This window comes from Sphingobacterium sp. UT-1RO-CII-1, from assembly GCF_026711005.1.
In the GTDB taxonomy this organism is placed as follows: domain Bacteria; phylum Bacteroidota; class Bacteroidia; order Sphingobacteriales; family Sphingobacteriaceae; genus Sphingobacterium.
Window position 1 is genome coordinate 137,595 of sequence record NZ_JAPPVJ010000008.1, and the last position, 26,207, is coordinate 163,801.

The 26,207-nt window shown below is 35.9% G+C and carries 24 protein-coding genes and 2 tRNA genes; 13 read left to right on the forward strand and 13 right to left on the reverse strand.

Annotated features, from left to right (window positions below; all coding sequences use genetic code 11):
• The first annotated feature begins 18 nt into the window (after positions 1-18).
• Together ORI89_RS16645 and ORI89_RS16650 are read left to right on the forward strand one after the other, a co-directional pair.
• A complete protein-coding gene (locus ORI89_RS16645) occupies positions 19-3,414 on the forward strand; it encodes a DUF1080 domain-containing protein (RefSeq protein WP_268231642.1) in 3,396 nt (1,131 codons plus the stop codon).
• Positions 3,415-3,486: 72 nt separating this feature from the next.
• Complete coding sequence (locus ORI89_RS16650; RefSeq protein ID WP_268231643.1) at positions 3,487-4,203, forward strand: SDR family oxidoreductase; 717 nt, start codon at positions 3,487-3,489, stop codon at positions 4,201-4,203.
• Position 4,204: 1 nt separating this feature from the next.
• Here the strand turns inward: ORI89_RS16650 and ORI89_RS16655 are convergent, their stop codons facing one another.
• The 7 genes from ORI89_RS16655 to ORI89_RS16685 all read right to left on the reverse strand — a co-directional run bounded on the left by ORI89_RS16655 (position 4,205) and on the right by ORI89_RS16685 (position 9,815).
• Positions 4,205-4,693: a GDYXXLXY domain-containing protein gene (locus ORI89_RS16655; protein WP_268231644.1), complete on the reverse strand. Its 489-nt coding sequence runs from the start codon at positions 4,691-4,693 to the stop codon at positions 4,205-4,207.
• Positions 4,680-5,753, reverse strand: coding sequence for a DUF4401 domain-containing protein (locus ORI89_RS16660; RefSeq protein WP_268231645.1), 1,074 nt, complete (start codon positions 5,751-5,753; stop codon positions 4,680-4,682). Before ORI89_RS16660 ends, ORI89_RS16655 begins: the two co-directional genes overlap by 14 nt.
• Positions 5,743-6,690 (reverse strand): DUF2157 domain-containing protein, encoded by a 948-nt coding sequence (locus ORI89_RS16665; RefSeq protein ID WP_268231646.1) that lies wholly within the window; start codon positions 6,688-6,690, stop codon positions 5,743-5,745. The genes ORI89_RS16660 and ORI89_RS16665 overlap by 11 nt, the downstream gene beginning before the upstream one ends.
• A 190-nt stretch (positions 6,691-6,880) precedes the next feature.
• A complete protein-coding gene (locus ORI89_RS16670; RefSeq protein WP_268231647.1) occupies positions 6,881-7,198 on the reverse strand; it encodes a DUF4342 domain-containing protein in 318 nt (105 codons plus the stop codon).
• Between the two features lie 50 nt (positions 7,199-7,248).
• Entirely contained in the window at positions 7,249-8,208 is a 960-nt protein-coding gene (locus ORI89_RS16675) for a DUF4407 domain-containing protein (protein ID WP_268231648.1), read from the reverse strand.
• Positions 8,209-8,212: 4 nt separating this feature from the next.
• Positions 8,213-8,752, reverse strand: a complete 540-nt coding sequence (locus ORI89_RS16680) for a hypothetical protein (RefSeq protein WP_268231649.1) — start codon at positions 8,750-8,752, stop codon at positions 8,213-8,215.
• A gap of 124 nt (positions 8,753-8,876) precedes the next feature.
• Positions 8,877-9,815, reverse strand: coding sequence for a zinc dependent phospholipase C family protein (locus ORI89_RS16685; protein ID WP_268231650.1), 939 nt, complete (start codon positions 9,813-9,815; stop codon positions 8,877-8,879).
• Between the two features lie 114 nt (positions 9,816-9,929).
• On the opposite strand from ORI89_RS16685, the gene ORI89_RS16690 reads away from it, so the two are divergent.
• From ORI89_RS16690 to ORI89_RS16700, 3 genes are read left to right on the forward strand one after another with little or no spacing between them, the layout of a single operon-like run.
• Positions 9,930-10,919, forward strand: coding sequence for a glycosyltransferase family protein (locus ORI89_RS16690; RefSeq protein ID WP_268231651.1), 990 nt, complete (start codon positions 9,930-9,932; stop codon positions 10,917-10,919).
• Positions 10,916-11,602: an FKBP-type peptidyl-prolyl cis-trans isomerase gene (locus ORI89_RS16695; protein ID WP_268231652.1), complete on the forward strand. Its 687-nt coding sequence runs from the start codon at positions 10,916-10,918 to the stop codon at positions 11,600-11,602. The genes ORI89_RS16690 and ORI89_RS16695 overlap by 4 nt, the downstream gene beginning before the upstream one ends.
• Complete coding sequence (locus ORI89_RS16700; RefSeq protein ID WP_268231653.1) at positions 11,589-12,497, forward strand: aldo/keto reductase; 909 nt, start codon at positions 11,589-11,591, stop codon at positions 12,495-12,497. Before ORI89_RS16695 ends, ORI89_RS16700 begins: the two co-directional genes overlap by 14 nt.
• Positions 12,498-12,576: 79 nt before the next feature.
• Here the strand turns inward: ORI89_RS16700 and ORI89_RS16705 are convergent, their stop codons facing one another.
• Positions 12,577-13,107, reverse strand: coding sequence for a YceI family protein (locus ORI89_RS16705; protein ID WP_326494321.1), 531 nt, complete (start codon positions 13,105-13,107; stop codon positions 12,577-12,579).
• Between the two features lie 290 nt (positions 13,108-13,397).
• On the opposite strand from ORI89_RS16705, the gene ORI89_RS16710 reads away from it, so the two are divergent.
• Together ORI89_RS16710 and msrA are read left to right on the forward strand one after the other, a co-directional pair.
• Entirely contained in the window at positions 13,398-14,411 is a 1,014-nt protein-coding gene (locus ORI89_RS16710) for a N(4)-(beta-N-acetylglucosaminyl)-L-asparaginase (protein WP_268231654.1), read from the forward strand.
• A gap of 61 nt (positions 14,412-14,472) precedes the next feature.
• Complete coding sequence (msrA, locus tag ORI89_RS16715; RefSeq protein ID WP_268231655.1) at positions 14,473-14,985, forward strand: peptide-methionine (S)-S-oxide reductase MsrA; 513 nt, start codon at positions 14,473-14,475, stop codon at positions 14,983-14,985.
• A 121-nt stretch (positions 14,986-15,106) separates the two neighbouring features.
• On the opposite strand, the gene ORI89_RS16720 is transcribed toward msrA, so the two are convergent.
• A complete protein-coding gene (locus tag ORI89_RS16720; protein WP_268231656.1) occupies positions 15,107-17,803 on the reverse strand; it encodes a DNA gyrase/topoisomerase IV subunit A in 2,697 nt (898 codons plus the stop codon).
• Positions 17,804-17,936: 133 nt separating this feature from the next.
• Between ORI89_RS16720 and ORI89_RS16725 the strand changes: the two genes are divergently transcribed.
• On the forward strand, positions 17,937-18,770 hold the full coding sequence (locus ORI89_RS16725; protein ID WP_268231657.1) for an aldo/keto reductase: 834 nt from the start codon (positions 17,937-17,939) through the stop codon (positions 18,768-18,770).
• 93 nt (positions 18,771-18,863) lie between these two features.
• On the opposite strand, the gene ORI89_RS16730 is transcribed toward ORI89_RS16725, so the two are convergent.
• The 3 genes from ORI89_RS16730 to ORI89_RS16740 all read right to left on the reverse strand — a co-directional run bounded on the left by ORI89_RS16730 (position 18,864) and on the right by ORI89_RS16740 (position 19,578).
• Positions 18,864-19,262 (reverse strand): carboxymuconolactone decarboxylase family protein, encoded by a 399-nt coding sequence (locus ORI89_RS16730; RefSeq protein ID WP_268231658.1) that lies wholly within the window; start codon positions 19,260-19,262, stop codon positions 18,864-18,866.
• A 153-nt stretch (positions 19,263-19,415) separates the two neighbouring features.
• Positions 19,416-19,500, reverse strand: a tRNA-Leu gene (locus tag ORI89_RS16735).
• 5 nt (positions 19,501-19,505) lie between these two features.
• Positions 19,506-19,578, reverse strand: a tRNA-Gly gene (locus ORI89_RS16740).
• Between the two features lie 170 nt (positions 19,579-19,748).
• Here ORI89_RS16740 and ORI89_RS16745 point away from each other — a divergent pair.
• A complete protein-coding gene (locus ORI89_RS16745; RefSeq protein ID WP_268231659.1) occupies positions 19,749-21,977 on the forward strand; it encodes a glucoamylase family protein in 2,229 nt (742 codons plus the stop codon).
• Positions 21,978-22,014: 37 nt separating this feature from the next.
• On the forward strand, positions 22,015-22,530 hold the full coding sequence (locus tag ORI89_RS16750; RefSeq protein ID WP_268231660.1) for an OmpA family protein: 516 nt from the start codon (positions 22,015-22,017) through the stop codon (positions 22,528-22,530).
• Positions 22,531-22,648: 118 nt separating this feature from the next.
• Here ORI89_RS16750 and ORI89_RS16755 read toward each other — a convergent pair whose 3' ends face one another.
• Positions 22,649-23,572 carry a mechanosensitive ion channel family protein gene (locus ORI89_RS16755; protein WP_268231661.1) on the reverse strand — a complete coding sequence of 308 codons (924 nt, stop codon included), beginning with the start codon at positions 23,570-23,572 and terminating at the stop codon, positions 22,649-22,651.
• 119 nt (positions 23,573-23,691) lie between these two features.
• Here ORI89_RS16755 and ORI89_RS16760 point away from each other — a divergent pair, with 119 nt between their 5' ends.
• The 3 genes from ORI89_RS16760 to ORI89_RS16770 all read left to right on the forward strand — a co-directional run bounded on the left by ORI89_RS16760 (position 23,692) and on the right by ORI89_RS16770 (position 26,084).
• Positions 23,692-24,474 carry a class I SAM-dependent methyltransferase gene (locus tag ORI89_RS16760; RefSeq protein WP_268231662.1) on the forward strand — a complete coding sequence of 261 codons (783 nt, stop codon included), beginning with the start codon at positions 23,692-23,694 and terminating at the stop codon, positions 24,472-24,474.
• 1,180 nt (positions 24,475-25,654) lie between these two features.
• Positions 25,655-25,825 (forward strand): hypothetical protein, encoded by a 171-nt coding sequence (locus ORI89_RS16765; protein ID WP_268231663.1) that lies wholly within the window; start codon positions 25,655-25,657, stop codon positions 25,823-25,825.
• A 1-nt stretch (position 25,826) separates the two neighbouring features.
• Positions 25,827-26,084 (forward strand): hypothetical protein, encoded by a 258-nt coding sequence (locus tag ORI89_RS16770; RefSeq protein WP_268231664.1) that lies wholly within the window; start codon positions 25,827-25,829, stop codon positions 26,082-26,084.
• Positions 26,085-26,207 lie beyond the last annotated feature (123 nt).

Consider the following 26,207-nt stretch of genomic DNA (forward strand, 5'->3'; position numbering starts at 1 on the left):
CCATCCTATAAAAAAGAAATGAAAAAAGTATTTAATACATTATCAGCTCTACTTATATTGCAAGCGACATCTTATGCACAGCAACCTGCGCATTTGACGACCGCTACTAAGATTGCTGATGTGTTAGCTCAACAACCTGCTGAAGAGAATGTTAAGTTTTTAACAGCAATGAATCAATTAGAAAATTTCACAGCTGATGATATTGCGTCCTTATTAGTAGGTTTAAAGCCTCAGGGCGGTGATAATGCAGCTATAGAATATGCTGCAAACTCCTATTCATTTTACGTGATGCAGCCTGGAAAAGATGCGCAAAGAGTCATTTTTTCACAAGGGCTAATTGCTGCTTTGGATAAGTTAACAGATAAAGATAATAAAGCTTTTGTGTTTCAATTGATGAAACAGGCTTCAAAGGATGAGGCTGTAGATGTAATTGTTCCTTATTTAAAGGATGATTTTCTAGTTGATAAAGCGGCAATTGCTCTTAATGCTATTCGTACACCGAAAGCTGCACAGGCTTTATCAAGAGCTCTAAGTGAATCAACATCTGAGAAAACAACAACAGCTATTGTTACAGCCTTAGGCGACTTACAGTCTAGAGAAGACGAAGATGCTGTTATTGCAACACTAGCAAAATTTACAAGTGAAAACTATCAAAAAACAGCTTATACTGCCCTTAGTAAAATAGCAGGTAACAAGTCAGCTCCTGTTTTTTTACAAAAATTAAAATCTGTAAATTATCAGTATGATCATAGTAATATTGGAGGACTAACTATTGATTATGCCAATAATTTATCGAAAAATGGACAAGAAAAGCTAGCAGCTTCCGTAGCTACAGCAGTATCTAAAGGAGCAGAGAAGGCTGGCGCAGCAACTTTACAGGTCGGAGCGTTACAGGTATTGACTTCAGTTAATCCTACAGCTAGTCGTAAGCAACTTATGAAAGCGGCTACCAGTGAGAATAGTTTATATAGAACAGCTGCGCTGGAGCTTTTAAGTGAACATAAAAATGCAGCAAGTACTAAAATGTTGATCGCTTCTCTAAAAAAAGCATCTCCAGAAGTGCAAGAAAGCATCTTAAACTTCTTAGCGACTGAAGGCAAAGCGACAGATGCTGTTATTATTCAAAATAGCACTTCTTTATTAAAAAACACACAAGCTAAGATTGCAGCTTTAAACACATTGTCCGTATTATCTAATGGTACAAACGCCAATTATTTGATAGAGCAGATTAAAGATGCAGATGATGAAACAGTTCAAGCTTTAGAAGCTTTGTTATTATCGTCAAAAGATAAAGGAACTGTTGATGTTATCAATCAACGATTAGCAGGCGCTGATCCCAAAACACAATTAACTCTTTTAAAAGTGTTAGCTGTTCGTACGAATGCGCAGTCTGCTAAAGCGGTTTTACCTTTTGTTAGCTCAACAGATGGAGCTCTTAAAAAAGCTGCTTTAGAGGCATTGCCTAATGTCGTAGGAACTGATGATTTTGAGGCATTGGTAAATATCTTAGGACAAGTAAACGAAAATGAAGCAAAGTTAGTACAACGTGCTATAGTTATTTCATTGGAAGATAGTGCAGATAAAGATAGTAAGATACAGCGTTTAGCAGCTAATATTTCAAGATCAGCTGCACCATCTGCTGCTAATTACTTTCCTGTATTTGCAGGGGTCGGTGGAGCAGATGCAGTACAGGCTGTAACAAACTATGTCGGCAATGAGGGGTTAAAGTCCAAAGCTTTAGCTTCTTTAGCCAGTTGGTCTAATCCGGAAGTTTTGCCAAACTTAATAGCTTTATCACGAAGTGAAAAGGGGTCTCCAGATTTTAATATTGTTTTCACTGGTCTATTAAGTCAGATTAATAAAAGTACCCATACAGCAGATCAAAAGACATTATTGTTAAAGGATGCATTTGCATTGGCTGAAAATGTTAGCCAGAAAAAAGCTGTTTTAGGTAGTTTACAAGCAACAAATAGTTATCAAGCTTTAGTTTTTGCTGCAAAATACATGGATGATGCTGATCTTAAGGGATCTGCGACCAGTACAGCGATGAACATTGCGATGGATAATAGTGAGTATATCGGTAAGGATGTACGTCAGGTGTTAGAAAAAGCAATGGCTAATCTTTCAGGAAGTGAAAGTTCTTATTTAAGGGAGGCAATTGTTCGTCACCTTGCAGAAATGCCTCAAGGAGAAGGCTATGTTTCCATGTTTAATGGAAAGGACTTAACAGGTTGGAAAGGCTTAGTTGAAAACCCTATTAAACGTGCTGCGATGTCTGCTAAGGAATTAGCAGAGAAACAAGCGGTAGCAGATCAAAAAATGCGGGATAACTGGAGTGCTATTGACGGTGATCTAGTTTTCAGTGGTCATGGCGATAATATTGCATCTATTAAGCAATATGGTGATTTTGAAATGTTGGTCGATTGGAAGTTAGATCCAAACGGTAAAGAGCCCGATGCTGGTGTTTACTTGCGTGGTACACCACAAGTTCAGATTTGGGATGTTTCTAGAGTAGATGTGGGTGCACAAGTTGGATCAGGAGGATTGTATAATAATAGTAAGCACCCGAAAGATCCAAGTAAAGTTGCAGATAATGCGATGGGCGAGTGGAATACATTTAAGATAAAGATGGTTGGCGAACAAGTGTGGGTGTGGTTAAATGGCGAACTGGTTGTTGACAACATCACTATGGAAAACTATTGGGACAGGAATCAATCTATATTCCCAGTTGAGCAGATTGAATTACAAGCGCACGGTTCACGCGTATGGTATCGTGATATTTTTATCAAAGAACTCGGTAAAAAAGAAATCTATACGTTAAGTGACGAGGAGCGTAAAGATGGTTTCGAGATGTTGTTTGATGGTACCAATTTGGATAAATGGACGGAAACCGCAGCCTATGAGATTACTCCTCAGGGCTATATTCGCTCAAACCCAGATGCAACTTCTGGTAAAAACTTATATACTAAAAAAGAATACGCTGATTTTGTATACCGTTTTGAGTTCAAATTAACACCTGCTGCTAATAATGGTGTAGGAATTAGAACTCCACTTAGTGGCGATGCCGCTTATGCAGGTATGGAAATCCAGATATTAGATAATGATGCACCAGTCTATAAAGATTTAAAGGAGCACCAATATCATGGTTCGGTATATGGAGTTATTGCCGCTAAACGTAAAGCAATGAAACCACTTGGCGAGTGGAATAAACAAGAAATCCGTGTTCAAGGTAGTAAGATTAAAGTTACTCTAAACGGGGAAGTTATTCTTGATGGTGATATTGCAGAAGCAAGCAAAAATGGCACTTTAGATAAGAGGGACCATCCGGGACTACTGAATAAGACAGGTCATATTGGCTTTTTAGGTCACGGTACAGAAGTATTCATGAGGAATATCCGTGTCAAATCTTTATAAGATCTGATAGATTATTATTTAGATCGCCTATCGTTTAATACGGTAGGCGATTTTTGTTAAAAATAGAAGTCAATGAAAAATTTTTTAATTTATGGTATTAGTAGGGGCTTAGGTAGAGCAATAACTTTATCTATTCCGCAGATAGAAGATACAGTATATGGCGTATCCCGCTCTCTCCCAGATTATTTAGTGGATAAAGAGTATGTGAAATGGATCGGAGCCGATCTTTCTAGACCTGTAGAAGCGGTGTCTAAGGTTAAGGAAGTAGTTGGCAGTGCTAAGATTGATTATCTTATTTATAATGTAGGCATCTGGGAACATAATGCATTTGAAGAGAACTATAGCTTTGATAGGAATAGCGAAAAGGAAATACAGCAGATGATACAAGTCAATATAACATCTTCTATCTTAGCTATACAAGCTTTTATTTCAAATTTAAAAAAATCCGATAATGCTAAGATAATATTGATAGGATCGACCTGGGGTTTAGATAATCATCAGGGGAAAGAAGTTGTTTTTTCGGCAAGTAAGTTTGCACTTAGAGGTATTGTGCATGCTTTGCGAGAGAGCCTAAGAACTTCTCGAATAGGGATAAGTGTTATAAATCTAGGGTATTTGGCATCCGAATACAGTATTGAAACACCTATTGAAGAAGTTTTGGAAAGTACAGGGCGCAGCTTAATCCCTATGCAAGATGTAATTTCCGCTATTAAATTTGTATTATCTACATCAAATGCAACATGTGTCAAAGAAATCAATATGCCAGCCATGCAAGATACAAATGTATAAATTACTCTATCCGTTTTCGTTCTTTATTGTATAATCCGACGAGAAGGCTGTTGCCTTTATTATCGAGTTTAACACCGCCGTAAATAGCTTTCTCGTATTTATGAGCATCGCCCTCCTGAAAAAAATAACTATCTGCCCCGATACTTATTTGCCAACTATTTGTTCCGTGGTAATTAATGATGTATTCATTTTCATGTAGTGGTTTATTATCTTTTTGTATTCTGACTCTTCTTGCCACTCCGTTTTTATCCAATTGTAATACAAAGTATCCTCTCTTAGGTATATTATCTGTACCTAAATTTGTACTTATCTCATATCTAAGGTTCATATAATCCCCTTGCATTAATGAGCGAGGGTCAACAGGAGCTAATTCTAAAAGTACAAGTTTACCATTTTTTAAAATATCCTCTTTTTTAGAGACCGATAAGTTGAAATAAAATAGTAAACCTATAAGGTTAAGAATAATGATATATAAACTATACTTTTTCATTATCGAGAAATGCTTTTTTGATAAATAAATAAATCAGTAAAATAATAAGACCAGATGCTAATAAAAACACTGATTTAGTTAACAACGTGTAATTTAGGTCATAATAATATCTCGAAATAAAATAAATAAAAGCAATAATAGCAACCACAAACCCAGTTTTATATTTTACTCGAAAACTAAGCAAAATCACCAATATTCCAGCACTTATAGGGGGGTAAAGTATTGTTGGTGCAAGAAAAATCAAACTGCCTATTGTGCTTAAAATAGCTTTATGCTTGTTAAGCATAATATTTTTCAGGAAAGTATGGTAGAGTAGGTAAGCTATTGTTAAAAGTAGAACGGAGGAAGAGGCCCATGTGTAATATTTATAGCCGAAGGCTAGATCCAGCATGTCATAAACTAGTGGGAGAGTAAGAAAGGAAACGGTTAAGGCGGATCGTAACGGATAGTATATTTTCGCTGCTTTTTTATATTGATGAAGTATACTTGCCTCCTGTAAATAAATATATGTAAGCAATACTCCTTGCAAGGCAAGAATTATATAAATGTTTAAGTTTGGTATATTAAGGTGAATAAGGATTATACTACAACTGATTATAATCAAGGTTGATAAAAAGGTCAGTAAGTAAGAATGCGCTATCAGAATTGTTGTTAATGCGATAATGATAGATCCGGATAACACGATGTTTTCTTCTATATTGAGTGATGTCGTTGAGAAAACGAGACAGCCAAATCCAATTAAGTAAAAGCAGGTACTCGTGGTATCGTAAAAAATACGTTTTGAATAACGAGGGATTAAGATAGATGCACTGATAAAGAAAAGACCAAATATAATTAAGCTTGATTCCGACTTGTAAAAACCAGACACAAACAGAAAAAGTACAAAAGCTAAGCTTGCTAAAAAGCCACCTAATAGGGATAAAATATTTATTGTAAATGAACGTTTGTTTTTCTCTCTATACCTATCGGAGGGAGTAAATGAAGGCGTGAATTTAATTTTTTCAGAGGAAACCTGTTCTACAACTTCAGTTAATTTTTGGATGTACTCTTTATTCTCCATTTTTCCATTTTTTTTGTAGATGTAATACTCCTTTTATTAAAAAGCTTATTGCAGTAAGAATAAATACACTAATAAATAATAGCATGGCTTCTCCATCGCTGAAACTTAAGAACCATGCACTACAAACAATGATAAAACTGAATAACACTAGGGTTAAATGATATATGTCTTTATAGCGTATAGCTACTATCAATACACTTCCAGCAACTACAATGTATTGGATCGTAATATAGGTGTTGAAATCATCTATAACAGAATGAACCATAGCTACCGTACCGAAGCTTGTTGCTGCTAAAGAGACAACGTAAATAAGCCAGTTGCTGCGCTGAAATAAGCTGTATTTTGTTTTTAAGGCTAATGCGGTTGCAGAAATAAGTGTATTTAGTAAAAACAATAGACCGGTTATAAATAGAAAAGACCAATCTTTTGCTACCTGCTGGCTATAAAGCACGAGAGTCGTATTGATTAATACGATATAAAGTAAGCTCAGTGGCGCAAAATTAGTAATAAATACCCACAAGGTTATAAAAATAGTCCAGGCCAAGAAGAAGTCAAAAGCATTAGCGCCAGTTTGATAAATTTGTCCAAATACTGCAAATAATACACCAACTAATACAGAGCATGCTGTAAGAAGAATTTTACCGATCTGTGGAGGTGTTTTTAAGACTATGCTGAGTACAAAAATGACTATAAGGAGGCCTTGTACTATCCCCATTTTAGCAAATTTGGGTATGGAGGACCAATTATAGGCGAAGAAAAATATAAGTCCTGCGATGGTAAACCCTATTCCGAGAGCTAAAAATCCGTAACGAATAAATAAAAGCCAAGCCGATCGATCATTGTATACCTTTTCTTCTAAAGTTTTGGCAAGTGCTTGTTTGCTGATATTACTAGACTCAGAGAGGTTAATAATATCTTCTTTTTGGATTTTCTTCATATGCCTAGTGCCATTGAATGCACATTTTTATTGTTGGATAGCCAATATAATTCTTTTTATTTTCTTTCTCTCGTAACTGAACGTATTTTAGTTCTACTAAAATAGAAAAACCTTCATTAAATTACTCTTTCCAAGGGTGAAATTTAATGAAGGTGATTTTGTGTTTCAGCACGCAACGCTTTATGAGTTTTTACTTTACTTCAATGCTTGTGCCGTCTTCATCCTTGCTTTCCTGATCTTTTGAGGAGGGAGATGTTGGGGACTTATCTGTGGTTCTTTTTTCAACCGTTATTTTACATTCAGTTAATAGTGCTGCCATAGCACCCACTGCAGCAAAGATAGGAGCGAACACCATGCCGACTACCCCGATAGTGACAGGGAAACTCATAATTTCCTTACCATTTTTATCGGAGATACTGATTTTTGTCACATTGCCTTCTGCAATAATTTCTTTGATTTTTTTAAGTAGGTTTTCGCCATTGACGAAAAAAGTTTCTTTTATAGACATAGCTTTAGATATTGATTTTTATGAATAACAAGTTTTGATACATTTATGTTTTAAGAGGATGGTATGTTTAGTTTTTCCAGCATTCGCATGCGTACTGTCGTTTGGTGTTGTAATAATTTTTCATAGTCCGAATCTCGGTCTGTGAGTTTAATGATAAGAACGAACAGTTCGATCGCTAGAAAAAATAGCATAAATAATACATAAACAAATATACCGATAGTAGAGGATGTCACCACATCGTGTAGCAAGTTTAATTCGTCTAGAAAACCCGATGAAGATTTTAGTTCTTTTTCTTTCTGCTCCTTAATATTTGTAATAGATGCAGTCAAAGCAAACTTTTTTTCTTGTAAGGTTTCGATTTGCTTATGTAATTGTTCTAATTCTAGTTTTTTAGGGTTTTCCATAACCGCTTTATTGGTCGACTGTGTGCTGTTGATTGCTTTTCCCTCATTGTCTTTCGTTACGCTATGGTTCGTATAGCTTGTCACTATAACTGGGTTCTTGCGCAGATCGTTACTCACTTGACTGTATTTTTGGTGTGCATTGTTTATAAGGCTATCTAATCCTTGTATTTGGATTTGCAGATCAGCCTCAGTCTGTTTTACAGCATCTTTTACACGTTGTTCCATGACTTGTGTTTTGCGAAGCTCTATATCATCTTTAAAAGTAATCTGATCCATTATAAAAGCACCTAGTATAGACATAACTAAAGCTAAAATAATACGAAATAGAGAAGCTCCCAGACTAACTTTAGTCGATAGAATAATAATACGTTCTATTTGTATAATGACAAAAGTCATTAATAAGGCGCCCATTAAACCGCCTAACCAATCAGTATGCAAATAACGTGTTGCAAAACTATAGCCTATAAAGCACCATAGCAGCACAATCAATAATATTGCTGAAGTATATTTTCGTACATTCTTTGAAGCTTGCTCACTGGAGTTTTTTACTAGATAGTAATTATGCCCTGTAAGGAAACAACCGAATTTTAACCACAAATCTTGCATACTGTTAGAATTTTTTAGATAATAGATAAGATTGTGTAATAGAGGCCATACCTTTCATGAACCCTCGTTTGTAGGCTAGGATAGCACGAGCACATAGTCCTGTATCTTGTTTTAGATTTTCTTCTATTTCTTTTACTTTTTGAATATGGTCTAGAAGGTCTTGCTGCTTAATTTTAAGCTCATCAACTAAATCAATTAAACCTGCGCGACTGCGTGATTGTATATGAAAATCAATATCTTTCTTTAAAGAATCATGATAAGTCTTTATCTGATGTATTCGGATTTCCAAATCATATTTAATTAGCTGGATATTATCATTTTTATATCCCTCATCAGCACTTATATGAGCATCGTCATATCCTTTTTTTTCAAAATCCTGTTGTAGGTAGTTGTAAATAAGCTGTATGCCTTTAGTTTCCACTGTAAATTGCCCGGAGTCCGGTTTTTGTAAGGTATCGTTAGTAGGGAGAGTCAGCTCTGTAGATGTCGGAATATCTGTCTGATTTTCTCTTTCCTTCTTTTGAAATAAATTGAACCATGCCATTTGTTTACTCTGTTATTTAGTAGTTTAATTTTTATAAAGTAACACGAAGAAATGTTGGCGTTCAATTTTAATTAGGTAAACAGAAATAAAAACTAGGTAAGAACATGTAAATTGTCGGTGAAAACTAATGCCATTCTTCCCGACCGATTAGTTTTTTATCGTCTATAATTATTTCCTCTGCCTCCAAGAGCTTACTATCCATATCTAGTTTTGGTTGTCCAGCGTCTATCCATGCAGATAGCCAGTAGTTGCCTAAGCGACTTACAGCATCTCTCATTCTGCTTTCAACCATACCGTTCATTTTATTATGGTAAGCGATTGTATAGGCATCAGAATAGGTATGCACCAGTATATTATTTCTTCTAATATAACTTTTTTGTTTATCCGTTGCGAAATCTACAGATAGCTCTTTTTCTAGTGATAACACTTGTTCTACTAAAGCATGACTTTCTTTTACCATAGTCCAAGCTGTATCCAGTGTATTGTAATTGTACTGCGCTTTGCCGACTAAAAGCTTATAGTTTGCAGCAAACATTTCCGGAATCCGACTTTCCCAAAACGCGTGTATTCCTATTTGTCCGCTAAGTTGTCCATTATAGTTTCGTGTAGTGTGTAAAGGAACATGGGCGTCAGCTATGTAGTGACCTAGATCGGCTGATATCTTAATAATTTGATCTGTTTTTTTTGTTGCGAAAGCTTTCACTAGTCGTTGGTATGTTTGTTCGATATGCCAAGGGATAATCCCGGCAGCAAGCAGTTTTCTTTCTTGATACTTTTCTTTTGCTTTGCTCCAATGTATAGGAATAGAATCAATATGATTTTCTTCGAAATCTTCTATGTCGATATAATGGCGTGGTGACTCTAGTGAATCCACATAGCTTCTTTTATCGGCATCTACTGACTTTTCGGTTATAGCGAGGATATTCTTTTTATAAAAAGCGGCCAATTCGCTCGGCAACGTAAATACGGCAGATCTATTAATTAGTTTATGTGCATGAAAGCCCCACGAGCAAAGTGTAATATGTAATAAAGCGCCGACGATACATCGAATAGCGGTAGTCATGTCTTGTTTATATTTGGTTATTTACAAGATAACAATTTTGTATTAAAGTTGTGTGAAGTAGCGAACATAATCCGTTTAAAATTGTTATTTTCGGCATAATAAAAAGATTTCGCTATGAAGATTTTATATGCTGTTCAAGGTACTGGTAATGGTCATTTGATACGTGCATTAGATATAATCCCGATTTTAAGGGAGTTGGGGGAAGTAGATGTGTTGGTAAGTGGTATTCAGGCTGACATTCAGCTGCCTTTCGAAGTGAAATATCGCTTGCATGGTCTAAGTTTTATTTTTGGAAAATCTGGAGGAGTAGATCTCTGGCGTACTTTTTTAAGCTCTACTGTTCGAAAATTCGTACAGGAAATAAATAGTTTGCCTGTTCAAGAATATGATCTTGTTATTAACGATTTTGAACCTATATCAGCTTGGGCGTGCCAATCCAAGGAACTTCCATGTATTGGATTGAGTCATCAGATTGCCGCATTGGATCCTGCGAGCCCTAAACCCGATGAAACAGATACTTTGGGTAAGTTTATTATGAAAAACTATGCCCCATCAACACAGTCTTATGGTTTCCATTTTAAATCCTATAGCGGGCATATTTTCACTCCCGTGATCCGTAAAGCTATACGGGAGTTAGAACCTCAAGATTTGGGACATTATACAGTTTATTTACCGTCTTATGATGATGCGCACCTACTTAAAAATTTATCCAAATTCAGTGATATTAAATGGGATGTATACTCTAAGCATAATAAAAGCAGATTTACAGTAAAGAACGTTACGATTAATCCTATTGAAAAAGATAGTTTTATGCAAAGTATGGCCAATGCGTCTGGGGTATTGTGTGGAGCCGGTTTTGAAACACCTGCTGAAGCATTGCATTTGGGCAAGAAGTTATTGGTTGTTCCTATGAAAAATCAATATGAACAGCATCTTAACGCCGCTGCACTTGACCAAATGGGTGTTCCTGTGATTAATAGTTTAAAGAAGAAGTACGATTATGCTATAGAGTCGTGGCTCAATAGTAAAAATAGGGTAGCGGTGAATTATCCAGATGTGACGCAGGAAATTATTACTAATATTGTAGAAAAGTATAGAAAATGAATAAATTTAAAATAGGTGTTAGTCTTTTGTTTAGTGCTTTAGTGGTTTCTGAGTCTGCTCAAGGGCAAGCCTTAAAAACGGCTTCCGACTCGGTATCTTATGCTTTAGGCAGGGATTTGGGTAGTTCGTTGACAAAAAGCGGTGTTACTGTTATAGAGGAACGTTTTATGCAAGGACTAATTGATGGGGTAGAAGATGGTGAAGCTTTGATAAGTGCAGAAGAAGGTATGCGTATTATTAAAGGTGCTTTTGCAAAAGCTGCGGAAGAAAAACGAGAGCTTATGAAAAAAGAACAAACTGTTTTTTTTGAGCAACTTAAAGATAAGCAAGGAGTTGTTGCTGCCGAAGACGGTTTATATTACGAGGTGTTACAAGAGGGAGATGGCGTTAAGCCTACGCTCGAAGACGAAGTTCTTGTGCATTATAAAGGGAGTTTAGCTAATGGCAAAGAGTTTGACAGTTCTTATAAAAGAGGCGAACCATTAAGCTTGCGCTTAAGTTCTGTTATTAAAGGTTGGCAATTGGGAATTCCTTTAATGTCCGTTGGGGCCAAATATAAATTGTATATTCCCTCCGAACTGGGGTATGGCGAGCGTGGTGCAGGAGCCGATATTCCGCCATTTAGTGCCTTGATTTTTGAAATTGAACTAATAAATATAAAAGAAAAAGATGCAGTTGATTAATCTGGGGAAATCCGACTTAAAAGTGTCACCCATTGCGATGGGAACTATGTCACTGAAGGGCGGATCAACTAAATTAAATGCTAATATTTTACATGAAGCTTACGATCTAGGTATCAATTATTTTGATACTGCAGATCTATACGAACGTGGACAAAACGAAACGATGCTAGGACAAGCTTTGTCCTCTCAGCGGGACCAGGTTATTTATGCTACAAAAGTAGGTAATCAATGGCGCTCTGAGGGAAATGCTTGGGACTGGAAAGCTTCAGGGCCATATATCATAAAAACGGTTGAAAGTTCGTTAACGCGTTTAAAGACCGATTATATAGATCTTTATCAACTTCATGGTGGAATGATTGAAGACCCTATAGAAGAAATCATCGATGCCTTTGAGCGTTTGGTTGAGTCTGGGAAAATACGATACTATGGTCTATCTTCTATTCGACCTAATGTTATTGCAACTTATGCTGAACGGTCTAATATTGTCAGTGTTATGATGCAGTATAATTTGTTGGACAGAAGGGCAGAAGCTGTTTTCCCGTTGCTTGCAAAAAGAAATATAGGGGTAGTTAGTCGAGGTGCGCTGACTCAAGGTATGTTAATTGATAAAACAATTGATAGCTATTTGCAATTGACGTCAGGTGAGGTGGCTTTGGCTAATCGAAATGTTGATCGCTTGGCCGATAATTTGGGAGTTGGTAAAATGACCATACTTTTAGCTTATGTTCTAAAACATTCAGCTATTTCTGCTGCCGCTTTAGGAATACGTACTTTATCTCAGCTCGATGATTTGAAGACAGCTATGGACGAATTGAGCAAAATGTCTTTTTTAGATCGAGAAGATTTACATAAAGGATTAAGGAAACTAGAATATACCGACCATTTGCACTCTTAATTATGTGGTGGTCACTGAGAATAAATAAAGCGGGTCTGTATGTATACTGACCCGCTTTATGGTATAATTAAATCTTACTTTAATCTTGCGATAAGCTAAGTTGCATTTCCGCTTGAAATTTGACCTCATCACTGACCATAACACCTCCCGTTTCTAGGGTTGCATTCCAGGTTAATCCAAAGTCCTGTCTGTTTATTTTTCCTTTTACCGTATAACCAACTTTTTGATTGCCCCAGGGATCTTTAGCAATCCCTCCAAATTCAACATCTAACTTTATTGGCTTTGTTATTCCTTTGATGGTCAGGTTACCTGATAATTTATATTCATCATCATCTATTTTCTCAATTTTCGACGACTGGAAAGTAATGTAAGGAAAGTTATCGTGATCAAAGAAATCAGCATTTCTCAAATGTTCGTCCCGTTGTTCATTTTTTGTATTCAGCGAGTCGGTTTTAATTTGAAGTTCTATTGCCGAATTCTCTAAAATATCTGAATCATTAATAATGTTTAGGTCAAATTCTTCAAACTGTCCTTTCACTGTAGAAATCATCATATGTTTCACTTTGAATTCGATTTCGCTATGCGCTTTGTCTAAAGTCCATTTTGCCATGATATATAAAGTTTATTTTGTTTTACTATTTTATTCAATCAAAAATCAAACCTAAATGTTGCATTCTTGATGAATACAAATCTCTATAATTATAGTTATTAAATTATTGATCTATGTTAAGAAATTACAATTGTTTTATAGGATGATTTCTAGCAAATTACAGAATTAGTAGTTTTTTTTATAAAATTATTATTATAATGTTCATTTGATTTTGAATAGCTTAGTCTGTTTGTATACGTTAAGTACTATAGCACTATTTTTTATTATTTTTGTGTATAATTTTCAATCTAATGAGTTCAAGACGTCAATTTATAAAACAATCTGTTATGGGAGCGGCATCTCTAGGCCTAATTACCGACTTGGTCCAAGGGCAACCAAAGCCTGTTGCAGGTACTCCGATTGTAATATCTACATGGGACTTTGGTGTTCCTGCAAATCAGGCGGCATGGGATGTGCTCACTCGCAATGGAAGGGCACTGGACGCGGTTGAAGCTGGTGTTAAAGTTGCTGAGGCAGATCTTTCTAACCCTACAGTTGGGAAAGGCGGTTATCCGGATAGGGATGGCTTTGTCAGTTTAGATGCTTGTATCATGGATGAAGAGGGGAATTGTGGCTCTGTGGCAGCTTTGGAACATATCTCACACCCTATATCTGTTGCTCGTATGGTCATGGAGAAGACACCTCATGTTATGTTGGTGGGTGAAGGCGCATTACAGTTTGCATTAGAAAATGGCTTTACGAAAGAAGATCTGCTCACTCCTTCCTCAAAACAGGCTTGGGAAGAGTGGCTTAAGGAAAAGAAGTACAAGCCTATTATGAATATTGAAAACAAATCTTTTAATACAGAACGGTTACCAGGCAATCAGTATAATCACGATACCATAGGTATGTTAGCCTTAGATGCTTTTGGAAATCTTTCAGGAGCCTGTACAACAAGTGGTATGGCTTTTAAGATGAGGGGACGTGTAGGCGATAGCCCCATTATTGGAGCAGGTTTATATGTAGATAACGAAATTGGAGGAGCGACATCTACCGGAGTGGGGGAAGAGGTTATACGCACGGTGGGAAGTTTTTTAGTTGTTGAGCTTATGCGACAAGGTTATTCTCCTGAAGAGGCCTGTAAAGAGGCTGTTCAACGTATTGTAAAGAAGAAGCCGGACACAGCAAAAGAAATACAGGTCGGTTTCTTAGCATTGAATAAAAAAGGTGAATACGGATCGTATGCTTTACAGTCTGGTTTTAGTTATGCGGTTTGTAATCAAGAAAAACAAGATTTAATTTTAAAAGGTAAGCATATATTTTAAATAGGAATAATACTACAAAGTATAGGCTAAATAGTTAGATAATTAAACGAAATTATACGATATGAAAGCAACATTTGGAGGGGGCTGTTTTTGGTGTACTGAAGTTATATTTCAACATATAGATGGAGTAAATACTGTATTACCAGGTTATATGGGAGGTAAAACGGAGAATCCTACTTACGAAGAAATATGTAAGGGAGATACAGATCATGTAGAAGTTATAGAAATTGATTACGATGAGGGTAAAGTAAGTTTTAATGATTTATTAAAGGTTTTTTTTAGGACACATAACCCTACCACTTTGAACAGACAGGGTAATGATGTGGGAACGCAGTACCGGTCGGTTGTTTTTTACCATAGTGATGAACAGCGCCTTAAAGCAGAAGAAATTATTAAGAAACTAGAAGATGCTGGTGTTTATGCAGACCCTATTGTTACTTCAGTGGAAAGTGCTCAGAAGTTTTGGCCAGCAGAAGATTATCATAAAAACTACTTCAATTTAAACCCACAAAATCCTTATTGTGCAGCGGTAATTGCTCCTAAACTTCAAAAGTTTTTACAAGAATTTAAATAGGAACGAACTTTATTGATATGGGGTTTATAATAGATAAAGGGTTTAGATATGTTATCTGAGCCCTTTATCTATTTACGGCGTTTTTAATCTATTGCCTATTACTGATATGATATTACATATTCTAAAATAAAGAAGTTTGTCCTTCATCATCTTCACTTAAGGAGATATCATCAGGATTTGTTATTTCAAGACTGATATCATTAGTAGGGGAAGTGTTTTCCTGATTGTCCTCTTCTTTTAAATCTTGCTCAGCTATATTTTCATTCTCTTGGCTGTTTATTTGTGCAAAATCTCTCTCTTCCGTTAATAAGCTTACTGCTTTTACTGTATGGAAAGAAAGTCTATTTCCTTGGGCTTTTATACCTTTTACGTCTATAATTTCATTTAAAGACTGTTCAACGGTTTCTGGCGTTTGTGTTTTGCCTTTCAAAAGCTGCAGCTTTACAATAGGCTCATCACCATTTGTTAGAATGATTAGTTTAGAGCCTGGGCTATCATTTATAAACGACTGCCGCTTCCCGATAGGTTGATCATCATATTTGAAGCGTTTGACGTAGTATGTGCCCGATTTGCCATCCTGATGGATTGCCGTGTATATTTCTTCCGGCATATATTTTTCCATCTTGAGGATATTTGCGCCAAAATGGTTGCTGAGATCAAAGGATGAAAACTCGTAAGAACCATCTTGGTATACAAGTAAAATTTTGTCATCAGCATCAAACTCACCTAAATAACGACCTCTTTCATCCGCATTTAATCGGGTCATAACATCATCAAACCAAATCTTGCGTCCTGCCAACGTTGAGACACCGGCATTTTTAAAAGCAATTTTTTTGATTGGATATTTGGATACGATATTTCCTTGTGAGGCACGTCCTTTAATAGCTATTTCTGCAAAGTCCATATCGAAGTTTAGCTTTCTGAGTTTAGAATGTGGTTTTAGCTGTATATTAACCACCTCAGCTTCTCCGTTCGGGTTGGCCGTAAAATAGAGAAGTTTCGACCCTTTACTTCCCTTGGTAATATCGTATTCTTTGTCTCTGGTAATCGCTGTTACAGCAAAGCGTTTTATATAGGTCGTACCCGAGGTGCCATCTTTATAAATAGCATTGTATGTCGTTCTATCATCTCCTCTTTTAAAGACAGCTACATGTATAATGTCTTTACCTACGAAAACTTTTTCTTGTACTTTTGTTACCACGTATTTTCCATCCGCACGAAAAGCAATAACGTCGTCAATATCTGAGCATTCGGAAACTAATTCGTCACGGCGCATACCTGTACCAATAAAGCCATCTTCGCGGTTGACGTATAATTTAGCATTAGCAAGGGCAACCTGCGCAGCTTCAACACGGTCGAAAATACGGATTTCAGTTTTACGTTCACGCCCTTTTGCATATTTGCTGCGTAAATGTTCAAACCATTCGATTGCGTGCTCCGTCAAATGTTTTAGTTTTTTTCGTACCTCTTTGATCTCATCTTCCTGAGCTTTCATTTGTTCGTCAGCCTTCTTTACGTCAAAGCGCGTAATGCTACTCATTGGTCGTTCAATAAGGCGTTTGTAGTCTTCAGGCCTTATTTCTCTGTATAATTGTGCGAAAAATGGTTCAAAAAGTTGGTTCAAGACAACAACAACAGTTTCAAAATCTCCCGAGTTTTCATAGTTAGGGTGTTTATACATACCCTCCTGTATGAAAATTTTGAGTAAACTACTAAAGAAAATCTTTTCTTGCAGCTCGTGTAGCCTGATTTCCAATTCACGTTTGAGGAGCTCTTTTGTTTGGTTCGTATTAGCGATCAACATATCATTCACACTCATAAAGTGTGGTTTGTTGTCGATGATGACACAAGTGTTAGGTGATATGGAAGTTTCGCAGGCAGTAAATGCATATAGAGCGTCTATCGTCACATCGGGTGATATACCAGCTGCTAAATGCACGATAATTTCCACTTCCCCAGCTGTGTTATCTTCGATTTTACGAATCTTTATTTTTCCTTTATCGTTCGCACTGACCACACTATCTATAAGTCCTCCGGTTGTTGTTCCAAAAGGTATTTCAGTAATAGCCAGCGTTTTTTTGTCCCTTTCCTCAATCTTTGCTCTAACTCTTATTTTACCTCCGCGTCTACCTTCATTGTAATTAGAGACATCGGCTGTTCCTCCTGTTGGGAAGTCTGGCATTAAATTGGGACGTTCTCCTTTTAATACCTGTATAGAACCATCTATCAGCTCTACAAAGTTGTGGGGCATAATTTTCGTTGCTAAGCCAACAGCGATACCTTCAGCTCCCTGTGCAAGAAGCAAAGGGAATTTTACGGGAAGAGTAACAGGCTCTTTATTTCGCCCGTCGTAGCTTAATTGCCACTCTGTTGTATCCGGGTTGAAAACAACTTCCAATGCAAACTTTGATAGTCTTCCTTCAATATATCGCGGCGCTGCTGCTGAATCACCTGTAATGGGGTCTCCCCAGTTTCCCTGACAATCAATCAGTAGATCTTTTTGCCCGATCTGGACCATTGCATCGCCAATAGAGGCATCACCATGTGGGTGATATTTCATGGTGTTACCAATCACGTTAGCAGCTTTGTTAAAGCGGCCATCGTCCATTTCTTTTAAAGAGTGTAGTATACGGCGCTGTACAGGTTTAAAACCATCGTTCAAATGTGGAACTGCCCGATCAAGTATAACATATGAAGCATAATCGAGAAACCAGTTTTCGTATAAACCTGATAGGGAAATAGTGTCACTGCTTAACTCATTATCTTGACCATTGTTGTATGCTTGGTCATCAGCTGGAAAATTTGTCTCTTCGCTCATTAACGACTGAATAGCTTAAATGTATTGTTTTTTTGTTTTGAAAGTAGGTAAAAATACGAAATTTAGATGATTTTTAAATCATTATTCGATTTTGGCTGTTTTTATAGTAAATTGAGGAATTAAAATATAAAAAATGAGTACGATTAAATTAAGTAATGGTTTAGATATCCCTGTCATTGGATTTGGAACATGGCAACTTACAGAAAATGTTGAGACAGTCATAGCTGAAGCATTAAAGGTAGGGTATAGGCATATAGACACTGCAGCGATTTATAAGAATGAAACAGAAATCGGTAATGCATTGCAACATACGGATGTAGATCGTTCTTCTATATTTCTTACTTCAAAAGTTTGGAATACAGATAGAGGTTATGATAATACATTAGCTGCTTTTGAGAAATCTTTAGAACGACTACAGACAGATTATTTAGATTTATACCTAATACACTGGCCTGCTAATAATAAAAATCATCCAGATGCTAAAGAAATTAATGTGGCTACTTGGCGTGCAATGCAAACACTTTACAAGTCTGGGAAAGTTAAAGCCATTGGTTTAAGTAATTTTTTAAAGCACCATGTCGAGGATATTTTAGAAACAGCTGAAATAAAACCTATGGTCAACCAATTAGAGTTTCATCCAGGATATTTACAAGAAGATACGGTGTCTTTTTGTAAAGCGAATAATATTGTAGTACAAGCTTGGAGTCCTTTAGGTTCTGGAAGGTTATTAGATGATAGTTTCTTAAAAGAAATCAGTGCTCGTTACAATGTATCGGTAGCTACATTATGTCTACAGTTTGCTTTACAGGAAGGTTTGGTTGTTTTACCAAAATCAGTTAATCCAAAGAATATTGACTCTAATTTAAACTTTGAAAAATTCAAAATTTCGGATGAAGATATGCGTCTTATTAAAGGGATGTCTGAGAAGGGGTTTTCCGGAAGTCATCCCGATAGTTTAGAGTTTTAACACTTAAATGCGCTATTAGAATATATAGAGCTTCTAATGGCGCATTTATGATAACTTGTATCGTTTGTATTTTATATAGGCCTGCTGCAGGTACTATACATTTAAAGATCGTTCTTCAAAAATGGCTTTAGCAACTTTTAAAGCATTTAATACCCTTGGAAAGCCCGTATAGGGGAGAAGGTGAATAATCGCGTTCACTATTTCTTTAGGTGTTATACCAATAGTTAATCCTGTATTGATATGAAGCCGCAATTGTGGCTCTAGCCCTTGTGTAACTAAAGATGATATGGTAAGTAATGTTTTCTGCTCATCACTCAAACCTTCTCGTGAGTAAATGTCTCCAAAAGCGAATTCGACAATATAATTTTCTAGCTCATCATCCAAGCTCATAAGATCTTCAAACGTGATAGAATAGGCGGGCTTTTCTGATTTATCTGCATATTTATCAATTACCTCCATGCCACGTTTATAACGTTGTGATTTTTCTTGCATATTTTTTTGATTTATTGCTTTTATTTATGGGAATATATGCATTTTTTTTTGTTTAGCCAGCTTTTAATTAGGAGAGATACTTGGGCACAATGATTAACGCATGGAATAAAAAAACGGCTGGAAATTTAATTCACAGCCGCTTTACCGATTTTGTACCTAGGGCGGGAATCGAACCCGCACTCCCTTAACGGGAACAGGATTTTAAGTCCTGCGTGTCTACCAGTTCCACCACCTAGGCAACTGAGCGAAAGACGAGATTCGAACTCGCGACCCCAACCTTGGCAAGGTTGTGCTCTACCAACTGAGCTACTTTCGCTTGACGTGCTGCAAATATAGAGAGAATATCTTATTCTCAAAACTTTTATTTGACTTAAATACATAACCTATTAACAATGTGGGGAATATTTTTTTGTATATTTATATTAAGCGAATGAATTCAGCGTATTGGCTTAATATTTGTTATTTTTGTTGTAAATCAATTTGTATATGCGAATATTAAATGTTGTTGTTTGTTTATTGTTAGCACTTTTTATAAATATACCTTTAACACAGGCTGATACTTATCCGGAAGTCGTGTTTGACAATAGTTTAGTCAAAGGCGTTTATGCAAAAAGTGTTGTGGAGTATACAGGAGAGGCTTGGGTAGAGAACTTAAACAAACACCTGCTTGTTTCAGATAGTCTTTTTTTTACACCGGGGAATGCACTTTCCTTACGCTATAAGTCCTCCTCTACAGGCCATTGGCATGTAGATTTAAAATATAGTCGACAAAAGTTTAATTATGAAATAGCGCCTAAGGATTTCTTAGTGTTGAAAATGTATATTAAGTCAGAATCTACAGAAAAAAATGACCTACCTCGTATACAGATTAAACAACATGGCACAGAGACAGATTTACTTAACATAGCTTCTTATGTAGAAGACTTCGGGTATAATATGTGGCTAAATGTTAAAATACCGATTGATAAATTTTCAAATCTAAATTTTGATAAACCAATAACAGCTATCTGTCTTTCACAAAATAAAGCCAGTGGTAATACGCATCATTTATTTATAGATCAAGTCGAGTTTTTATCTAAGCCTCCTTCCGAAGTTAAGCTTACTTCGCCGGCCATTTTATCTGAGATAGAGGCATACGACAAACAAGTGAGTTTGAAATGGCAATTGCCTTTAACGCCCTCCATTCGTTATATAAAAATTTATCGCTCTGAAGATAATGAGCATTTTGTGCCGGTAGCAATGCGACCTATTTTTATGCAGGGATGTTTAGATTATGTGTCCGATATTAATAAAACATATTATTATAAAATTGCTTGGGTCGACTATAACTATGTCGAGTCGCCTTTCTCAGCGGTACGGGAAGTGACAACAAAAAAGTTAAACACAGATCAGCTTCTGCGCGTTGTTCAAGGTGCGCATCTAAATTATTTTATAGAAAATTACGATATCAATAGTGGTATGTATGTTCCCTATAGAATGAAAAAACAGGCTATTGTCTCGGTTAAAGAAACAGGTAATGCCATATTAAGCCTACTGATAGCTGCTGAAAATAAGCAGCTTAATAAGCAAATGGCATTAAGTCGTATTTCTAAAATCGTATATTTCTTAATGCGTTCGCAAAATCGGTACGGTGTTTTTCCAGCTTATTTTGATGGGCGCACTGGCTTACCCCATTATCATCATAACGATACAGACTACGATGTCATAGCAACCTCCTCAATTATTGAGTCTTTGCTTGTTGCTCGACAATATTTCAAGGCTGAAGATGAGCTGGAGGTAGATTTGAGAAATAGGATCACGAAGCTCTGGGAGAATATACAATGGAACAAGTTAATAGCAAAAGGCACGGATGATATTCTTGTAGAGAAGGTTTCGATAGATGATTCGTTACGCAATAGTATTACACTTGGAGGCATTAATGAGTCGATAAATAGTTATCTATTAGCTATGAGTGCTCCTAAACACAATATTCCATTAAGTGCCTATGAGCATGGAATTAAAAATCGTGACATACGCATGGTGTCTAGTTATAAACGAATAGATAGTTTAGCGACAGACACACTAGCTATGGTTATGGAAAGTTTTCGAACGGTTTTTAACCTAGTAGGGCATTTGCCTCTCCATGAAGAGTTGCCCCGTGTTTCAATTTTGCAGGATACCACTTTGTACGGAATCCAACTGCCATTTGGTTATGAGGGTTCTAGTTTACTAGAATATTATAAACCTTTTTTTACTATACAGCCGCGTATGTTAGCTGATAAGTCCATAAATTTTGAAGAGTCTATTCGTAATTATATAACTGTACGAAAAAGAAGAGATAATGAAATAGGAGTGGGCTCTACCAGTTCAGATATATGGGGGTTTTATCAGCTTAATGACAGTGTTGGAAATTATCGTATTAACCCTTCAATAGCACCGGCTTCTATGTTTTTACTTCCAGAAGAAGGAAAAAGATCGATGATGGTTATGTATGAGAACTATGGCGAGAGTTTTTTCACAGAGTACGGCTTTAGGGCTTGGCTAGACCTAAGAAATAATGATGTCTCTGACGAGTATTTTGCCGCAAATCAGGCTGCAAATGCTATATTAATGGAGAATGCAAATAGCGGAATGATTTGGAAACTCTACCATGATATTCCTGAAATAAAAGCACTATTTGAACAGCTATTTGATGAAAACCAAAAAGAGAATTATATCACTAGCTACGAACGATGAAAATTATTATCTTTACACCAAAACTAATGTATATTTCATGAAATATTTCAGCACCGTATTTTTAATGGTTTCTGTTTTCTTTGGACTTACCTCGTGCAAACAGCAGGCAATTGTAGTCAATTCTGGAGCGGTAGTAAGCAAAGACGGAACTGATGATGGATTAAAAAATGTTAAAACAGAGTTTGAAGACGCGTCGAGGACAGAGGAAGGTATTTCATTTACACTTTCATCTGATTTACTTTTTCCTACAAACTCTTCTTATTTAACAGAGAAAGCTAAAGTTGAGTTGAGCAAATTATCTAAATTACTTAATAGTGATAAAACGAAAAAAGTAAGAGTAGATGGACATACGGACTCTACAGGCGAAGAAAAATACAATCAATGGTTATCGGAAAAGCGAGCTAATTCGGTGAAAGCATTTTTACAGGACGCTGGTGTATCCGGAGGTCGTATTTCTATTAAAGGGCTAGGGCAAACGAAACCTGTAGCCGACAATAAAACCCCGGAAGGTCGACAGAAAAACAGAAGAGTAGAGGTTATTATTTTAGATTAATACATCCTACGCATTTCATATAAAAAAAAGCACAAACATTCGTTTGTGCTTTTTTTATATGAAACAATTTTTCCCTACTAATCTGAATGTCTCTATTATAATGCTACCAGTTAATATGCTATCTATGGGTACCTTGTGGAAACTGCACCTTTTCGGGCTCTGTATTTAGTAGCGTTAGACTTTGCTGTAAAATTCGGTTTCTACGGCCTGTCATGTCTTGTGGCTCTACTGGGTATGATATAACAGCCTCCATCCAAGCATATTTATTTATTCTAAAATATACGGTGTGTTCAAATTCGGTAGAACGGTTATGTTTTAAATGGGGATATCTATTTGCGAAATCCTGCTCTCCAGCTTTGCGAAGGCAATCTTCCACAAATTTTAAATCACTTGTATACGCAATCTGTAAAGGGATTTCGTTTAATATAAAAGGGGTGTTTGGGCCAGAATAATTGATTACTTCCTCTTTTAAAATCAAGCTATTCGGAAAATGGATTATTCTGCCGCTTCTACGGTCATTGTCCAAGTACTCGCCACTACACTCCAATATAATGGTGTCTAGGTAGCTTATCTCAATGACATCGCCTTTAAGCTTGTTTATCTGTATCCTGTTGCCTACTTGATAAGGGCGTCTAAATACGATGTATAACCAAGCAATAAATGAGGTGATGGGCGATTGTAATGCAAAGCCCAATACTAATGAAATTAACCCAAAACTGACGGCTGCTGCGTAGAGGTTCTGAAACATAAACGAAGCCACGACTATCAATATAAAGATGATCGATAGTAATCTAGTAATACGTTTTAAATTGTAACGATCGCCTTCTGCCTCGGTTTGGGTATCTATGATTCTTTCTATAATCTTTGAAGCCAATAGGATCACAGAAACAAGGAAAAGGCTTGTTGTAAGTTTTTTTAGAAACGGGATATATTTGTCCCAAGCTGAAATGAACTCTAAGTCTAAAAGATAGTGAACAGTGAATACCGAAATTGCACATACTGTATATACGCGGATCCAATACTTTGTATTTTGACTACTCATGCTTTTGTATAAATTATATTTGATTAAGGTATAAAAAATGTTTTGTAATTTGTCTATAATCTGTACATTCAGCGCGTCATCTTTGGTGTAACTTATGACTTATGATCAAAAAGAAAAAAATGAAAGAAATCTCCTCTAATAAATCTTATGGCAATTTGTGTTCTTTATTTTACGATATAGATAAACCTACTCCTGAAAAGGAAGAATTGGCGTTTTATCTTTCTTTTGTAGAGGAGGGGATGGAAATTTTAGAGCCTATGTGTGGTTCGGGCAGGTTCTTAATTAGTTTTTTAAATCGGGGTTATAACATAGATGGTTTCGATTTATCAAGTGATATGGTCGAAAAGTGTAGAGAAAAGTTGAGGCAGTTAAAAATGTCTCAAGATACTATTGTCCAATGTAGTGGTTTTAATGATTTCTCATCCGATAAATGCTATGATTTTATTTTTATACCCTCTGGCTCTTTTTCTCTTCTGATAGAAAAGGAAGAAATTATAAAAAGCTTGAATAGAATAAAGGGATTGGCCAAGAAAGGAGGGCGGATTATTATTGAGGTAGAAAGTGATTTAAACTTTAGTGATTATAATCTTTTAGGAAATTCTGATCACAAGAAAACTGTGAAAGATAACAATGTTGAAATTTCTTTAACGCAGAAAATTGTCAAACTTGATTATGAGAATAAGGTGCTTTTTTCTACTTGTACATACAAACTCTATGATAATGGTCTTCATTGCAAGACCGAGACGGAATCGTTTAATTTAAAATGTTATGGTAAAATGGAGTTTGATAAATTGTTGGAAGATCGTGGCTTCCAGTTGCAAGCTAAATATATAGATTATTTTAAAACTGCTTATATTGGGCAAGCTACAGATAAGATAATTTATGAAATGCTGAATTTATAGATATCCCAATGACATCATTGTAGGTTATGCAGTAAGGTTATGTTTTGCAAATAGGTTCTATAAAAATATAGAACCTATTTTGCTTTAAAAACTAGTAGTTACTATTTCCGAGTAAAAGCAAAATATATAACGTATAGCCATCCGAATATACCATGTAGAATAGCCCAGAGAATTGATCTATTACGATCCCAGGAGGTTACAACAGCAATTACGGACCCTAAACCTATTCCAGATTTGTAAATTGTTTGTGTGGTTACCTCAGTACTATCTTGTCCAAAAACTAGGCTTGTTAAGCCGAGAAACAAAAATAACATCATTATTTTTTTCATATCTATAATTATTAGTTTATGCTTGATTATGAGTAAATATATTTTATTTAGTACAATCGCAATGCCAAATTTATATAGATAGTCATTAAATGACTGTTATTTAGAGTGTTGTTGTAAAGTTTCTATTGGCGAAATTTAATGATTAATGACGGCTTATTCATTAAACGAAAAAGGTCTTTAAATTTATTAAAGACCCTTTTTTTTGTACGCCAATCAGGATTCGAACCTGAGACCGACGGTTTAGAAAACCGTTTTTATATATTATATAATATGTTGTGTGTGATTATATTATGCTGTTTTAATTGTTGGTGCTGTAATACATTTGTAATACACTGCGAAAAAAGGCATTATTTAATTTATTTTACACTTTTATTTGTGAGTGTCAAAATTAGTTCATATGTTTGTTGTATTATATCAAATACCACAGAGAAATGACACTACAAAATCTATTGCCTAACGAGCTTAATATAGTTTGTCAGGATTACAAAGAGTACCACGGTACGGTCTGCTGTAATTGCAGGTTTCCATTAACTGACGATAAGATAAAGTTACAACTTATTTCCTACTCGACCATCTTTTCACCTCCTGAATATTTACAGGTATGTCCTCATTGTTGCAAGGAGACTGAACTTGTAAAAGAAACCTTAGAGGAATTTAATCAAAACTTTTATTAATCAGGCAGAAATTTAACCTGCCGTAACCACAGAGAAAAATGAGAAATCAGTTTAAGGGAATTTCTATGCCCAAAAATCAACGAAATGACCGTAAGGATGCAATAAAATCAACTATTCTTATAGCACTTATACCATTTATTATAACACTATTGTTTTACCTGTTATACCTACTAAAACATGAGGCTTAAAGGGGCAGAGTTAGTAAGTGTAGACAAGGAGCTACCAGCTGACGGCAACACCTATCTATTTATAGATAGCAGCGGAATAGCATCTGCTATGTATGCAGATGTGAGTATAGTAGAATATTTAATTGCAGTAGGATATGACTACTGGGTAAAAGCTAATTAGGATGGAAGTAGGAAGATATAAGCCAAGTAAGCTAACAGGTCTATATAGAGGCAAACGCAATAAAGAAGATTTGTCAGACATGAATAAGGGGCACGTAAAAGTTAATAAGGGCATTAAGGTATTTAAAACTATTAGTCGTGACCCAGATAAATATAGGTCTGTTAATATGCATGATGGAAAAAATACGGTTTTGCTAATACGAAAAACCGACCGACGAACGGACGAACAGATTAGGGATTGGTTTTTCAAAAACACATAGAACACAACCCAGACCTAGCCCGAAAGTTAGGTCTTTCATTTTACAGAACAATATCTAATTAAAATATCATGAACAAAGTAAAAATTAACATCAACGGAAAAGAAGTAGAAATTGAATTGACAG